The organism is Fundidesulfovibrio terrae (assembly GCF_022808915.1).
In the GTDB taxonomy this organism is placed as follows: Bacteria; Desulfobacterota; Desulfovibrionia; order Desulfovibrionales; family Desulfovibrionaceae; genus Fundidesulfovibrio; species Fundidesulfovibrio terrae.
Map to the genome: position 1 here is coordinate 48,775 of NZ_JAKZFS010000005.1, position 14,356 is coordinate 63,130.

General features: G+C 64.5%; 11 protein-coding genes. 2 read left to right on the top strand and 9 right to left on the bottom strand.

Going from position 1 to position 14,356, the window contains the following annotated elements; genetic code table 11:
- Nucleotides 1-3 precede the first annotated feature (3 nt).
- The 5 genes from ML540_RS14980 to ML540_RS15000 all read right to left on the bottom strand — a co-directional run bounded on the left by ML540_RS14980 (nucleotide 4) and on the right by ML540_RS15000 (nucleotide 5,770).
- Nucleotides 4-1,491: a PAS domain-containing hybrid sensor histidine kinase/response regulator gene (locus ML540_RS14980; RefSeq protein ID WP_243362901.1), complete on the bottom strand. Its 1,488-nt coding sequence runs from the start codon at nucleotides 1,489-1,491 to the stop codon at nucleotides 4-6.
- 385 nt (nucleotides 1,492-1,876) lie between these two features.
- A complete protein-coding gene (cimA, locus tag ML540_RS14985; protein WP_243362903.1) occupies nucleotides 1,877-3,475 on the bottom strand; it encodes a citramalate synthase in 1,599 nt (532 codons plus the stop codon).
- Nucleotides 3,476-3,578: 103 nt separating this feature from the next.
- A complete protein-coding gene (locus ML540_RS14990; protein WP_243362906.1) occupies nucleotides 3,579-4,811 on the bottom strand; it encodes an aspartate kinase in 1,233 nt (410 codons plus the stop codon).
- Nucleotides 4,808-5,311 carry a tRNA (adenosine(37)-N6)-threonylcarbamoyltransferase complex ATPase subunit type 1 TsaE gene (gene tsaE, locus ML540_RS14995; RefSeq protein WP_243362916.1) on the bottom strand — a complete coding sequence of 168 codons (504 nt, stop codon included), beginning with the start codon at nucleotides 5,309-5,311 and terminating at the stop codon, nucleotides 4,808-4,810. Before tsaE ends, ML540_RS14990 begins: the two co-directional genes overlap by 4 nt.
- Before the next feature lie 3 nt (nucleotides 5,312-5,314).
- A complete protein-coding gene (locus ML540_RS15000; protein ID WP_243362919.1) occupies nucleotides 5,315-5,770 on the bottom strand; it encodes a CBS domain-containing protein in 456 nt (151 codons plus the stop codon).
- Nucleotides 5,771-6,643: 873 nt separating this feature from the next.
- On the opposite strand from ML540_RS15000, the gene ML540_RS15005 reads away from it, so the two are divergent.
- Nucleotides 6,644-7,762 (top strand): sulfite exporter TauE/SafE family protein, encoded by a 1,119-nt coding sequence (locus ML540_RS15005; protein ID WP_243363750.1) that lies wholly within the window; start codon nucleotides 6,644-6,646, stop codon nucleotides 7,760-7,762.
- A 52-nt stretch (nucleotides 7,763-7,814) separates the two neighbouring features.
- Nucleotides 7,815-8,381 (top strand): hypothetical protein, encoded by a 567-nt coding sequence (locus ML540_RS15010; RefSeq protein ID WP_243362921.1) that lies wholly within the window; start codon nucleotides 7,815-7,817, stop codon nucleotides 8,379-8,381.
- Between the two features lie 17 nt (nucleotides 8,382-8,398).
- Here the strand turns inward: ML540_RS15010 and ML540_RS15015 are convergent, their stop codons facing one another.
- From ML540_RS15015 to ML540_RS15030, 4 genes are all read right to left on the bottom strand, one after another.
- Nucleotides 8,399-9,469, bottom strand: a complete 1,071-nt coding sequence (locus ML540_RS15015) for a protein-tyrosine phosphatase family protein (protein WP_243362931.1) — start codon at nucleotides 9,467-9,469, stop codon at nucleotides 8,399-8,401.
- 5 nt (nucleotides 9,470-9,474) lie between these two features.
- Nucleotides 9,475-11,931, bottom strand: a complete 2,457-nt coding sequence (locus tag ML540_RS15020) for a PEP/pyruvate-binding domain-containing protein (protein ID WP_243362932.1) — start codon at nucleotides 11,929-11,931, stop codon at nucleotides 9,475-9,477.
- 76 nt (nucleotides 11,932-12,007) lie between these two features.
- The gene (locus tag ML540_RS15025) at nucleotides 12,008-12,367 is read right to left on the bottom strand and encodes a response regulator (RefSeq protein WP_243362941.1); all 360 of its coding nucleotides are present in this window, start codon (nucleotides 12,365-12,367) and stop codon (nucleotides 12,008-12,010) included.
- A gap of 24 nt (nucleotides 12,368-12,391) precedes the next feature.
- A complete protein-coding gene (locus ML540_RS15030; RefSeq protein ID WP_243362943.1) occupies nucleotides 12,392-14,344 on the bottom strand; it encodes an ATP-binding protein in 1,953 nt (650 codons plus the stop codon).
- Nucleotides 14,345-14,356: the final 12 nt, after the last annotated feature.

A 14,356-nucleotide genomic window follows, 5' to 3' on the forward strand; every position in this document is an offset into this window, starting at 1 on the left:
TTCTCAGCCGGTCCTCTTGTCCAACGCGGTCCGTGCCGCCAGGGCCAGGGCGTTCTTTTCCAGGGGTTTGGGCACGTATTCGTCCATCCCCGCCTCCAGACACATCTCCCGGTCGCCTTTCATGGCGTGGGCGGTCATGGCCACGATGGGCAGACGGGGCCCGCCCGCCGCGCCCTCACGTTCCCGGATGGCCCGGGTGGCGGAAAGCCCGTCCATCACCGGCATTTGCAGGTCCATGAACACGATGTCGAACTGGAACCGGGATACGGCGTCCAGGGCTTGCTGGCCGTTTTCGGCCATGTCCACGCTCATGCCGAGCTTTTCAAGCATGCGCCGGGCGGTCAGCTGGTTGACCCGGTCGTCCTCCACCAGCAGGGCCTTGAGGGGAGGGAGGGTAATTTGGGGAGCCGCAGGTTCGGCCGCGGCCTCAGAAGGGCGAACCTCCCCCGGTTCCACAGGGATGCTGAACGCGAAATCGGTTCCCTGGCCCGGTTCGCTGCTCACGCACGCCGCGCCCTCCATCATGCGCACCAGCTTGCGCACGATGGACAGGCCAAGGCCGGCGCCACCGTGTTCGCGGGTGAGCGCGCCCATGGCCTGCACGAACGGATCGAATATGGCCGCGAGCTTGTCGCCGGGGATGCCGATGCCCGTGTCGGAGACCACGACCACCAGCTTCCGGGCGGCCTGCGTCCCGGCCAGGAAGGCGCTCACGGCAACCGTTCCGCCGAATTTGGTGAATTTGAGGGCGTTGCCCAAAAGGTTGAACAGCAACTGGCGCATCCTGACTTCGTCCAGCGGGAAGAGCAGGGAATCCAGTTCGGCGCAGACCTCCACCGTGAGGGAAATACCCAGGCCGCGGGCCTCGTGGGCGAAGGGGGCCGTGCCCCGGCGGATCAGTTCCCCCACGTTGATGAGGCTCGGATGCAGGGGCAGGTTGCCCGCTTCGATCCTGGCCAGGTCCAGCAGGTCGTTGAGCAAGCCCAGGAGCTGCCTGGCCGATTGCGAGGCCGTTTCGATGTATTCGGCCTGCTGCGCCGAGGGGGAGGATTCGGCGAGGGCTTCGAGCATGCCCATGATGCCGTTTAAGGGGGTGCGCACTTCGTGACTGATGTTGGCCAGGAACTGGCTCTTGGCTTCTCCGGCGGCCTCGGCCCTGGATTTGGCCTCGGTCAGGGAGCGTTCCTGCTCGATGCGCTCGGTGATGTCGAAACTGCAGCCGATGAGGCCGGCGAAATCCCCCTGCCCGTCGCGGAAAGGACGCCCGAGATCGGTTATCCAACGCCACTCTCCGTCGCTGCGCTGCAGGCGGAACCGGGTTTCGAACGGCGAGTGGTTGTTAAAGCTTTGGCTGAGCTTTTCCCTGTATGCGTCCAGGTCTTCCGGATGAATCCGTTCCATCCAGCCGCCCCGGGTTTCCCGTTCCAGGGTGGAACCGGTGAATTCGAGCCAAGCGTTGTTGAAATAGTCGTGTGCCCCGTGTCTGTTCATCCTCCAGCTGAGCGCAGGGAAATCCACCAGGACGGAACAGCCGGAAACCGGCGGTTCCTGGTCGTGCGCCGAGCCTCCGGGACCACCAGGGCCCCCCGGCTCCCGGACGGCGTCAGGCCCGCAAACGCAATATGCCTGCGCCTCACGGGAGGCTTCGCTTGTGGCCACATGCCCATCGGGCACATGCGTTCCGGGTTCGCAGCTTGAGCCCGTGGCGTCTTTACTGCTGGATTGCGACATCGCTTCTCACTTGTTTCGGGTCGATACGCCTGTCCGGGACAGGGTCAACGAAAGAGGAAACATATTTATCTAGCCATAAAATGAAGCGATGCAAGAAAAAACCGGCCGAAGCCGGTTTTAAGGGAACTCAAAAGGCCATTGCCGGTCAGCATCCGGCCAATTTCTTCCGGTCTTCCTTCATGAGCTTGTAGTTGACCGAATCTTCCAGGGCCTGCCAGCTGGCTTGGATGATGTTGTGTGAGACGCCCACGGTGGTCCAGGTATCGTGCAGGTCTCCGGAGGTGATGAGCACGCGCACGTTGGACGCGGTGCCGGTGTCGTGCTTGGTCTTGGAGTTGAGCACGCGCACCTTGAAGTCCAGAAGCCTGATCTCGGCGATGCGCGGGTAGAAGCGTGAAAGGGCCTTGCGCAGGGCGTTGTCCAGGGCGTTCACGGGGCCCAGGCCCGCCGAGGCCGTGTGCTCCACGTTGCCGCCCACCTGGACCATGACCGTGGCCTCGGCCAGGGGCTCCTCGCAGTCGGCCTGCTTCCAGTCCAGCACGCGGTATTTCACCAGGGAGAAATAACGGCGCGTGGTGCCCAGGGCGCGGCGCATGAGCAGCTCGAAGGACGCCTCGGCTGCGGAGTATTCGAAGCCGGCGGCCTCCTGCTCCTTGACCTCGCGCAGGATGTCCAGGGTCTCGGGCGAGCCCTTTTCCAGGGGGATGCCATACTCCTTGGCCTTGAACAGGATGTTGGACTGCCCGGCCATGTCCGAGAGAACCACCTGGCGGGTATTGCCGACCTTTTCCGGATCGATGTGCTCGTAAAGGCTCGAATTCTTGACCACTGCGGCCACGTGGATGCCAGCTTTGTGGGTGAAGGCTGACTCGCCCACGTAGGGCTGGCGGGCGAACGGCACCCTGTTGGCCACCTCGTCGATGAACCGCGAAGCCTCGGTGATGAGCGGCAGGTTGCCCTTGGGCAGGGCCTGCTTTTTCAGCTTGAGCTCCATAGTGGGGATGATGGAGCACAGGTTGGCGTTGCCGCAACGCTCGCCGAAGCCGTTCATGGTGCCCTGGACCTGGGTGGCCCCGGCCTGCACGGCCATGAGCGAGTTGGCTACGGCCATGTCCGTGTCATTGTGGGCGTGGATGCCGATTCTGGCCAGGGGCACGGCCTTGAGCACCGCGTCGCATATCTTTCGGATGTCGCAGGGCAGGGTGCCGCCGTTGGTGTCGCAGAGCACCAGCACGTCCGCGCCCGCCTGATGGGCGCGCTTGAGGCATTCCAGGGCGTAGTCGCGGTTGGCCCGGAATCCGTCGAAGAAATGTTCGGCGTCGAAGAAGAGATCCTGGCAATGGGGCCTCAAGTAGGCCAGGGAGTTCTCGATGAGTTCCAGGTTTCGCGGCAGCTCCACGTGCAGGGCCTCAACGGCGTGGCGGTCCCAGGATTTGCCGAAGATGGTCAGGGCCGTTGCTTTGCTGGCCACCAGGGCCTTCAGGTTGGGATCGGTCTCAGCCGCGTTCTTGGCGTTGTGGGTGGAGCCGAAGGCGGCGATGCGCGAATGCTTGAGGGCGTAGCCCTGGATATCCTCGAAGAAGCGCTTGTCGGTGGGATTGGACCCGGGCCAGCCGCCCTCGATGAAGTCCACGCCCAGCTCGTCGAGCTTGAGCGCGATGCGCATCTTGTCCTCGGCCGTGAGGTTGATGTCCACGGCCTGGGCCCCGTCACGCAGGGTCGTATCGTATATCTGAACCTTCACAGCGGCCTTCCTGGGGCTTGCCCGCGCCGCCCGGACGCGACTTGAGCCCCTGTATGGGATGTGAACGGCGGGCGGGGGCCAACGCGCCCCGCCCGCCGCGGGATCAGCAGGCGGCCTGTTGGCCCTTGTCGAGGCCAAAGGCGGTGTGCAGGGCGCGCACGGCCAGCTCCACGTACTTCTCGTCGATCAGGCAGGTAATCTTGATCTCGGAGGTGGCGATGAGCTTGATGTTGATGTTCTCGTCGTGCAGGGCCTTGAACATGGTGGAGGCCACGCCCGAGTGGTTGCGCATGCCCACGCCCACCACGGACACTTTGGCCACATTGGTGTCGTACTGTACGGACTCCGCGCCGATGTCCTTCTGCACGCCGTCCAGGATGGCCATGGTCTGTTCCAGGTCGCCCTTGGAGACGGTGAAGGTCATGTCGGTGTAGCCGTCGTGGCTGGTGTTCTGGATGATCATGTCCACCAGGATGCGCTTCTCGGCGATGGAACCGAAGATGGCGGCGGCCACGCCGGGCTTGTCCTTGACCTTGTACACGGTAACCCGGCACTGGTCGCGGTCAAAGGCGATGCCGGAAATCACGAGATCTTCCATCATAGCGTCCTCCTGGGTGACCAGGGTACCCGGGTCGTCGGTAAAGGTGGAACGCACCCGCACGGGCACGTTGAATTTCTTGGCGAACTCAACGCTCCTGATCTGGAGCACCTTGGAGCCGGAGCTGGCCAGCTCCAGCATCTCGTCGTAGGAGATGAGGTCGAGCTTGCGGGCTGCGGAGCACACGCGGGGGTCGGTGGTGAACACGCCGTCCACGTCGGTGTAGATCTCGCACACGTCGGCCTTGATGGCGGCGGCCAGGGCCACGCCGGTGGTGTCGGAACCGCCTCGGCCGAGGGTCGTGACGCGCCCCTTGCAGTCCACGCCCTGGAAACCGGCCACCACCAGAACATCGTTTTCTTCGAGCATCACTTTAAGTCTTTTGTCGTCGATGCTGATGATGCGGGCCTTCATGTAGGCGTCGGTGGTGGAGATGGGAATCTGCCACGCCTGCAGCGACTTGGCCTTGATCCCCTCGGATTTGGCCAGCATGGAGAAGAGCGCGATGGACACGTTTTCGCCGTTGGCCACCAGGGCGTCCATCTCCTCTGGGTCCGGGGTCGCCGTAAATTCCTTGGCCAGGCCGATGAGCTTGTTGGTCTCGCCGGACATGGCCGAGAGTACAACGATCATCTTGTAGCCTTCGTCGATGCCCTTCTTGACCCTCGAGAGCACCTTCCTCATCCGTTCCAGTCCGGCGACGGATGTGCCGCCGTACTTCTGAACCATGATTTTCATGACTTGCCGCTCTGTAAGTAGGTTGAAAGGGTGCGCTCAAGCCAGACGGCCGCTTGGGGACCGTGGGGTTCGAGCGTGGCCTCGCGGCCTTGGCCGGATTCGACCAGATTCACCTGGAGCCAGCTCACGGGACGCAGGCCCTCGGGCAAATATTCGGCCCATTCCACAAGTAGTATCCGCCCGCCCTGGCCGGGGCTCGCTTCCAGGAGTTCTTCCAGACTGGCGTCCAGGAAACCCTCGCCCAGGCGGTACAGGTCGATGTGCACCACCTGAGGATGGGTCGGGTAGACATTGGCCAGGTTGAAGCTGGGGCTTGCGACTTCGGAGTCCTGACCACCGGGCAGCGCCGAGACGAATCCTCGGGCAAGGGTTGTTTTGCCCGAACCGAGCCCCGCGCGCAAGAGTGCAACGGGGTTATCCCATCCTTCCGGCAGCGAAAGCGCCATGGCCCGGCCCAGTGCCAGAGTGGCCGCCTCGTCCGGCAGGAAGAGCCCGGACACCGCCTATTTCTGGCCCGTGACCGTGCGCAGGATGTCCTCCAGGCCGATCACGCCCGCCACTTTGCCCGCTTCGACCACCGGCAGGGTGTGGAAGCCCCGGTCGACCATGAGGCTGGCGATGTCCTCGATGGGGGTTTCGGGATTCACGAACTCAGGGTCCTGGCTCATGGCTTGGGACACGGTGATGGCCGCGATCTTTTCCATCTCGCGATCCAGGTCGCTCATGGAGGTCATGGGGACCAGGCCGTCGAGCAGGGTGAAGACCGTGGGCAGCGAGAGCTTCTTCTGCTGGGCCACCAGGTCCGACTGGCACAGGATGCCCACGAGGGCGCCGCTGGCGTCCACCACGGGGCAGCCGTTGATGTGCTTCTCCAGAAGCGTCTTGGCCGCCTCGGAGATGGGGGTTTCCGGGAAGAAGGTGATGACCGGTGTGGTCATGATATGTTTTGCTTGTAACATCAGCTTTTCATGCCTCTCTGTTTGAGTCGGTTCGTTAAAGGAAAACGGTTGTGCGGGCATCCTGCAACGAGCCGGCGGATGTCTTCGTGGCCAATCGTGTCTATACTGACGCGTCCACTGCTGGAGGACTGAATTCTTTCAGAATGGAAGCGCCATGTGCACTCAAGCTTGTGGCCAAGTCTTTGGCTGCATGGAAAGGCTTGGCCAAGTCTGCGAATGTATTGTCGGTGACTGTAAGGGGGCGCTTGGCTCGGGGGGTGTGGTTCATGTCGCATGTGATCCGAGCGATCTTGAGCTCAACTCTTTCCGGCGAGGCGCCCTTTACGGGGTGCTCGCGGCCGAGGTGGTCCCGGTATGTTTCGTACCAGCCTTTGCACCCCTTCTTCTGGTAGGCCATGAGTCGGTGGTTACGGCCATCTTGCCGTTAGAGTCAACGAAAAACTTGCCGATCTTCAAGGGCTTCGCGGTCCTGTGGCTCTCGGGATCGGCTCTGAGGACCAGGGCTTGTTTCCGCATCCGGCGTTCGCGGAAGCGAAGACTCCCCGTTGAGAGGGCAGGCCGGCCAGGGGAAGTGGGCGCGAGCGCAACAGGTGCTCTGTGAAATTTTGCTCAATCGAAAGCCTTCCGGCGATGACCGCGGGGAATTTGATGCCTTTGAAATGGGAACTTCCGAACAATGATCTGAAATTCTCGACAATCTTCAGCGGAAAGGTTCCGGTGGCACCGAAGAGTGGCGGCACAAGCCTCGGTTGCCGGCCATGTATCTGCCCGTCCCGCATGGCGGATTGGACTCGGAAACAGGCCCGGCCCCGCGGCCGCCGGGATTTTTTGGACACGGACTTTAATCGAGAAGGAGCGACCGAAGTGAAACCCATGAAGACGCTTGCACTTGTGCTCGTCCTGGCAGCGGCCATGTGCGCCCTGCTGCATGAACCCGCCATGGCGGACAAACTGGCCGACGCCATCGGGGAAGCCACAGCTGCGGGCAAGGTCGATCCCGCCCAGCCGGCCGGATTCCTGGGCATCCCCGGCGGCCCTCACCTCGCCTGGTGGGCCGGGCTGCTCTGGGCCGTGTGGGTCGGGTGGATCTTCTCCACCGTGGGCGCTTTCGGCGGCATCATGGCCGCCATCGGCCACATGACCGTGTTCGGCCTCGGCGGCTACGCCAAGAGCTTCGGCAAGGGCCTCAAGCTGAACAAGATCGTCACGGACTCCATCCGCACCTCGAACCAGTACCTGGTGGGCACCTCGGCCGGCTTCTCCACCTACAACTACTGGAAGATGGGCCGCCTGGTGCTGCCCCTGGGCCTGGCCCTGGGCATCGGCACCATCGTCAGCTCCTATCTTGTTCCCATGCTGACCGCCGGGAAGATCAACCTGAGCTCTTACCAGGGCTATTTCGGCCTCTTCGTGCTGGTTCTGGGCGCGTATCTGATCTATGAAGTCACGCCTGCGGGCAAGGCCAAGAAGAAAGCCGCCTCGGCCGCGGCCAAGGCCTTCCAGGAGAGCGTGAAGAAGGGCGGCGACCTCACCGAACAGGGCGTGAAGATCAAGAGCTTCACCTTCTCCAAGTGCGTGTTCACCTTCTTCGGGGTGGAATTCAGCTTCAATCCCATCGTTCCGGTCCTCGGCGCATTCGTGATCGGGGCCATCGCCTCCTTCCTGGGCGTGGGCGGCGGTTTCCTGCTGGTGCCGTTCCTGACCTCCGTGGCCGGCCTGCCCATGTACCTTGTGGCAGGCACCTCGGCCATGGGCGTGTTCGTGGGCATGGTGACCTCCATTTTCTCCTACATGATGCAGGGCACGCCCATCGCGTGGTCCTTCATCGGCGCGGAGATGGTGGGCATCCTCCTCGGTTCGTTCATCGGCCCCCGGACCTCCAAGTACATCCCGGACACTGTCCTGAAGGTCATCTTCATCGTGCTGGCCCTCTACACCGGCATTGATTACATCCTGCGCGGCTTCTACGGCATCGTGATCATCGGCTCATAAACCGCCGCGAACCGGGGGGCCGCCACACGGCGGCCCCCTTCAAGGCAACAGCATGAACAGCTTCGCAGACTTGAACGCCGTTCTGGACCCCGTCTTCATCTGGGCCTTCCGCCTCGTGCGGGACCCGCAGGCGGGGTTTTTTCTGGGCTGCGCCTACGTGGCCCTGTGCGCGGTCATCGTGGGCGACGTGGCCATGTCCTTGGCTTACCGCATCAACCGGAAGGCATTCCTCGCCCACCAGCGCGAGATGCTCAGGCACAACGACATGAGCTTCCAGGCCCTGGCCTGTAAGGACAAGGAGGCTTTCAAAGCCTGCAACACCTTGGCAAATGACGCTTTCGGCAGGAATTTCTTTCTGGGCGCGACGCTGTTCTGCGCCTCCATCTGGCCCGTGGCCCTGGCGCTCGGCTGGCTTGACCAGCGCTTCGGCCGGGTCGACGACCTGATCGCTCCGTTCATCGGGCAGGTGCGGCCGGAATTCTGGTTCATCCCCATCTACATTATCGTGCGCGTCGCCTTTTCCAAGATCAAGCACGGCGTGCCGCTGTATCGCCGCATCCACGCCACGGCCCTGGCAGACGAGGACTCCTTGCGGATGCGGGGCGTAGAGACGGCCTAGCCGGTCGAGATCGAATTCTATTTGGTTTTTTGGACGGACTTTCGGAGCTGGTGGAAGAATCGCTGCGCGTAGCGCCCCGAAACCACCTCCGGTATGCTGAAGGACAGCGGAGATTCCGGCAGGAATGCCCCGGAGAGGGCCAGGAAAACCTGGCTCGAGAGCTGGTCCAAGACCGGCGCGAGGGTCCGCCAGAGATGCTCGGCTGCGTCGGCGTTCATCCCATGGGTGCGGCACCGCAGCGGCCGCGAGTAGAAGAGCAGGCAGCGCCCGGCCTCCAGCAGGGGGCAGGCACAGGCCACGCCGGACAGGTTGCCCTCCGCCTCCGCGCCACGTGGCCCCTGCTCTAGGCTGCCCCGTCGTTCCAGGCTCGAGGCTTGGGTGGCGCGGTCCATGATCTCCCGGCGCCTTTCACTGGAGAGTTCCTTGTTGACCACGGCGGCCAGGGCCACGGCCTCGATGAGCGTCAGCCGCACGGGACGATGGCAGCATTGTTGGTGCTCCAGGCCGCACCGCGTCACGCCGGGGGCGGAGGCGGCGACAGCGGCCTCCGTCTCGGCGACCAGATTCTCATAGTCCTTGAGGAACGGTTTCAGATCCGTAGAGCGAGCGAACTCCAGCCGGGGTTCGCGGATGGTCAGCTTGCCGGAGGTCTTGCCGTAGCGCCTGACGGCCCGCCACTGGCAGAAATTGGCGGGCTTGCTGCGCAGCTTGGCCAGTAGCCTGGCCGCCGCCTTGTGCCCCAGCCCCCGGCGCAAAAGGTAGGCATTGAGCACGGTGCCGGTGCGGCCGATGCCGTGGCGGCAATGGATGAATATCTTCTTACCGAGGTATACGGCCTCGTCCAGCCAGGCCAGGGCCTCTTCCAGGGCGGCCATGTTCGGGGCCTCTTCGTCAGGGATGGGGAGGTGGCGGACTTCGAAACCGTGGTCCCGCTCGATCTCGTGAAGATCGCAAAACTCCCCGCAAAGATTGAGGATGGCCGTGACACCCTGGTCATGCAGCTCGGCCAGCTGGCGGTAGGAGAGCGGGGCTGCTCCAACGGCCAGCTGATCCGTGACCCAGACCAGGGATGGCTGCCGGTCAGGCATGCGATTTACGCCTCCCGCTCCAGGACGGCGTCCAGGAACCGTCTGGCCTGGTCCCGGGCCTGCTCCGGGGTTTCGATCCGGATATCCATCAGCCTCGTGTCCATCAGCAGGCGCCCCAGCACCACGAGCCGCCGCCGCAGGGTGTTGCAGTCCAGGCCGGTCAACATGCCCTCGAAAAGGTCGCCCATGATCGTGACCCGAAAACCCTGGTCCTCCAGCACCAGGCGCAGAAACTCCAGCCGCAGCAGCCGTTGATGGTACTGGCCGCCGCCGCCCTTGAAGCGTATGGCCACATGGTTTTTCTCCCCATTCTGCTCGCACAGGGCGTCAACCACGCAGAAATGGTAGCCGAACCGCAGCATGAGGTGGGCGTAGGCGCCGTCGATGACAGCGAAACTGCCCAGGAGCCTGTCGTCGAGCATGACCCCGGCGCTGTGGCGGTCCAGGGCCTCCCAGTCGGCCATGGGCAGGGAGGACGTGGGCGCGCTGGAAAGCCCCCACCACAGGGCCCACATGGGGGTGGAGGTGATGTCGTCGGGCAGGATCTCGGCCTTGTCGCGGGCGGCGGGGAAGAGTCCTTGGCCCAGGTCCAGCACGTACATGGTCAGGGGCAGCTTGGTTTTCAGCTTCTTGGCGCGGGCCATGCCCCGGGCGGATTTGCCCACCAGGGAGAACATCTCCTGCACCGCTGTCTCGTGGGCGTAGCGCACCACGTCGTGCACCGAACGGCAGCCCTCCGGCCGGAAGTCGGGGGACCGGGGATCGGTGAGGCCAAGGCTGGCCACATGGGGCAGGAGTTTTTCCAGGCGGGCCTGGGCTGCGGCCGCCAGGGACTTGCGGGGCGGCCGCGCGGCCTCCAGCACGGCCTCCAATCGACCAGGGAAGACCTGGCCGTGCGCGGCGTCCAGGGTGACGACATCGCCCTCGGTGAGGTCGTCGAAGACCGTCGCCCCGCCCACGATGACCGGGAGTCCGAACTCCCGGGCCACTGAGGCGAAGTGCGAGGCCCGGCTTCCCCGCCGGCTGATCACCCCGGCTACCCGCCCCATGGCCTGCACCAGCGAGGGCGGCATGGCCTCGGTGACCAGGATGGCTCCGGAAGGGGCCTCGCGGATGGCTGCCTCCGTGCGGGCATGGACCACCGGGCCGCTGGCGGCTCCGGGCGAGACGCTGAGGCCGCCCGTCAGCAGCGCTTTGGGGAGCTGTTCCGGCAGGAAGGCAGCAGGCGCGGTCCGCCCCCGCTGCATGGGGCGCGATTGGAGAATCCACGCCTTGCCGCCGCGGTCCACGGCCCATTCCACGTCCTGGGGGCATCCGAAGAACTTCTCCAACTGCCGGGCCAGGCGGGCCAGGCGCCGCACCGTCTCGTCGGGCAGCCCGGCGAATCCGGGGGGGCGCTGCAGGATCTCAGGCGGCAGGGCCGGAGAACCCTCGGCGTCGACGCAGAAGACTCCGGGGGAAACCCGGCCGCTGACAAGGTTCTCGCCCAGGCCCGGAACGGCGTAGAGGGCCGTCATGCCGCACAGGCTGGCCGAGCGGTCGGTGTCCCGGGTGTAGCAGACGCCCGCGTAGGCGGCGTCCACCATGGGCATGACCAGCACGGCCATGGGCGTCTCCATGTCCGAGAGGCCGGTGAGAATGCGATAGGTCAGGGCGCGCGGGGAATATTTGCCTATGATCACCCGCCGCCAGGAGTCGGCCAGATCGGCGGGGGGGACGTTCAGGAAACTGTCGTACTGGCCGGCGAAGGAGTTCGCGGCGTCCTCGGCCACGGCGCTAGAACGCACGGCCAGGGGGGCGTCAGGGTCGGGAAGCCCGGCCTGGGCCTGGCGTATCTCCTCCAGGACGGCGGCGGGAATCTCCGCCTCCTGGATCAGCGCCTGGAGAGCCATGCTGCCAGCTTCCATTCCTTCGGGATCGTTCAGGTCGAGCCGCCGCAGGTGTTCGTCCAGCGGTGCGCGCAGGTTGTTGGACTCCAGGAAATAATGGAAGGCGCCGGGCGTGATCACGAAGCCCTGCGGCACGGGCAGCTCCGGGAGGTTCATGGCCCGGGCCAGGTTGGCGGCCTTGCCGCCCAATCGGGCAACGTCGGCTTCCCGCCGGTCCAGGAGCAGCGTAAAGGGCGGCGAGGCGTCAGGCGGAGGGATGTCCACCGCCAGCTTCAGGTAGAAGGAGATTTTCCGGAAATATTCCAGCAGGGACACACCCTTGGTGGGCGTGAGGCTGGTCAGGGCGGCCACGAGGCCCCGCCCAAGGCCCTCGAGCTCCTGGACCAGAAAGACTACCCGCGTCCAGTCCACGGCACGGCGGCCGTAGTGGATGTCCTCCAGTTCGGCGATGCGTTCCAGGCAGGTCTCGTCCAGGGCCAGCAGTTCGCGGAATGCCTCGTATCGGACCCTGAGCAGCGTCCCCGGGGCGAAGACCTGATAGGTCCAGTGCTTGAGCAGTTCCCGGTTCAGCACGTCCGCCCCGTCATGGCTTTATTCTCCTGCAGGTCCGCGTCATGGTCGGCCCGCTTTCGCAGTGCGTTCCTCTCGCCTACCTGGCGAGCACTTCCGCCACTTTGGTTTCCAGTTCGTCCTTGTCGATCGGCTTGACGCAGTATTCGTCCGCGCCCAGACGAACGCTCTCGCGGGCCGTCTCCAGGGTGGGGTAGCCGGTGAGCATGATCACCCTGATGCCGGCGTCGATCTTCTTGAGTTCGTCCAGCACCTCCACCCCGGTCATCTTCTTGAGCTTGATGTCCAGGATGGCCAGGTCGGGGCGTTGTTTGGCCGCATGCGCCAGGGCCTGCTCCTCCTCGGTGAAGCTCGTCACCGCGTGGCCCTTGCGTTCCAGGATGCGCTTGATGAGGGTGCCAGCGTCGGCCACGTCGTCGAGAACCATGATGTTCGCCATGAATGCTCCTTGCAGTAGCGGGACTCAGGACAGCAGGGCCGGTCCTTCCGGATACGCTTTGTCGGAATGGTCCAGGGGCAGCTCGACGACAAACTGCGAGCCCGGTCCCGCAGCGTCCGCATCGCGGCCTTCGTCCCCCTCGTCTCCCGGAACGGGACTGCTCACCGCGATGGCCCCGCCGTGGTCCTTGATGATGCCGAAAGAGACCGCCAGGCCAAGACCGGTGCCTTCTCCCACGCCCTTGGTGCTGAAGAAGGGATCGAAGATACGTGGCAGGTTTTCCGCGGGGATGCCCTCCCCGGAGTCGGAGAAAGTGACCAACACCACTCCGCGATCGCGTTCCAGCCGGGAGGACACCCGGATGACGCCGCCCCGGGGCATGGCGTCGCGGGCGTTGTTCAGCAGGTTGATCCAGACCTGTTTGAGCTTCTCGGGATCGCCGTAGATGATGGGATGGTGCTCGTCAAGGCGGGTCAGGATTTCCACATGGTCCAGCCGGAAGGTGTGCCGGACCAGGGTCACCGCCTCCAGGATGGAGTTGTTGAAGCACATCTCCATCTTGGCGCAGTCGGCCTGGCGGGAAAAGCCCAGCAGGTCGGCCACGATCTTGCGGCACACCTTGGCCTGCTTCTCGATGATCTCGAGGTCGGCGTGCAGGGAGGAGCCCGGCGGCACGTCCTCCTGCAGGAGCTGGGCATAGCCCAGGATGACTCCCAGCGGGGTGTTGATCTCGTGAGCCACGCCCCCGGCCAGCTTGCCCAGCGATTCCATCTTCTGGGCCTGGATGAGCTGGTCCTGGTAACTCTTGAGCTGGGTGACGTCGTGGGCCGAGCGGACCACTGCCACCACCTCGTCCCGTTCGTCCTTGACCGGGACGCGTACCACGTGCAGCCAGTGGAGTGCCCCATCGCGGCGGACCTGGATCTCCTCTTCCTCGCGCAGTCCGGTGCTCAGGATGCGGTCCAGCGCTTCGCGGTTGCGCAGGGCCTCGGCCTCGGGAAGGAAGGCTTCGTCGAGGCGGCCCACGATGGCCGCCTCGGGATGGCCCAGGTCTTCCGCAAGCGCCTTGTTCACGGCCATGTAGCGGTGGTCGCGGTCCTGCAGGGCCACATAGTCCGGGGTGGAGTCCAGAATGGTGCGCATGAGCTCTTTTTGCCGGGTGAGCTCGCGTTGGGCGGCGTGCAGTTCGTCCAGGTGCAGCCGCAGGGTATGGGTCATGACATTGAAAGTTTCGCTCAACTGCTGGATTTCGTCCCCGGAGCTCTCCAGGGAAGGCTGCGGCGGGACGTCGGGCGCGCTGTCCGGCGGGTCGAGATAGCCGGCCACCACCGAGGCGGCGTGCTCCCGCAGGAAGTTGATGCGCCGGGTGACCCGCCGGGCGTACACCGTAGCCAGGACCACCGCCAGGATCATGGTCAGGAAGGAGACGTTGACCACAGGGTCGATGAGGGCGCTGACGACGTCCTCCACCACCCCGGACTTGGCCAGCCCCACCCGGACCACGCCCAGGCGGTTGTCGGCCACCACCACCGGAGCAGCGAAATCGTAAACCAGCATGGAGCCGGTATCGATGAGCTGGATGCGAAGATCGTTCTTGGGGCCCAGAGGGTTGGCCGCGGGGAGATCCACCGGGAACCCGCCAGGGAAGGTGTGGGCCAACACGTGACCCTCGTCGTCCATGACGAAGGCGTAGACCACGTCGTTGCCGGCGCTTTTGAGCTCGTCCAGATGGTTCTTGATGCGCAACAGGTCCTGGGCCAGCAGGGCGTCGCGGCTGCGCAGGGCCAGGTTTTCGCAGAGCACGCGCCCCCATTTCTTGGCTTCGCCTGTGAGGGAGCGCGAGGCCATTTCGTAGAAGGTGGCCGTCATGGCCACGGAGACGAAGAGCACGATGGCGCTGATGCCCAGGCCCAACTTGGTGGCAAAGGACAGGCGGCGGGTCGGATTGAGCGGAGGAAGCCAAGCCAGACGCTTCATGTGCGTTCCCAT

What these genes read in the sequence shown, in the direction of transcription:
- ML540_RS14980 (WP_243362901.1), bottom strand. Translation starts at nt 1,491, where the DNA reads ATGAACAGACACGGGGCACACGACTATTTCAACAACGCTTGGCTCGAA.
- ML540_RS14990 (WP_243362906.1), bottom strand. Translation starts at nt 4,811, where the DNA reads ATGAAAATCATGGTTCAGAAGTACGGCGGCACATCCGTCGCCGGACTG.
- ML540_RS15000 (WP_243362919.1), bottom strand. Translation starts at nt 5,770, where the DNA reads ATGTTACAAGCAAAACATATCATGACCACACCGGTCATCACCTTCTTC.
- ML540_RS15005 (WP_243363750.1), top strand. Translation starts at nt 6,644, where the DNA reads ATGAAGACGCTTGCACTTGTGCTCGTCCTGGCAGCGGCCATGTGCGCC.
- ML540_RS15010 (WP_243362921.1), top strand. Translation starts at nt 7,815, where the DNA reads ATGAACAGCTTCGCAGACTTGAACGCCGTTCTGGACCCCGTCTTCATC.
- ML540_RS15015 (WP_243362931.1), bottom strand. Translation starts at nt 9,469, where the DNA reads ATGCCTGACCGGCAGCCATCCCTGGTCTGGGTCACGGATCAGCTGGCC.
- ML540_RS15025 (WP_243362941.1), bottom strand. Translation starts at nt 12,367, where the DNA reads ATGGCGAACATCATGGTTCTCGACGACGTGGCCGACGCTGGCACCCTC.
- ML540_RS15030 (WP_243362943.1), bottom strand. Translation starts at nt 14,344, where the DNA reads ATGAAGCGTCTGGCTTGGCTTCCTCCGCTCAATCCGACCCGCCGCCTG.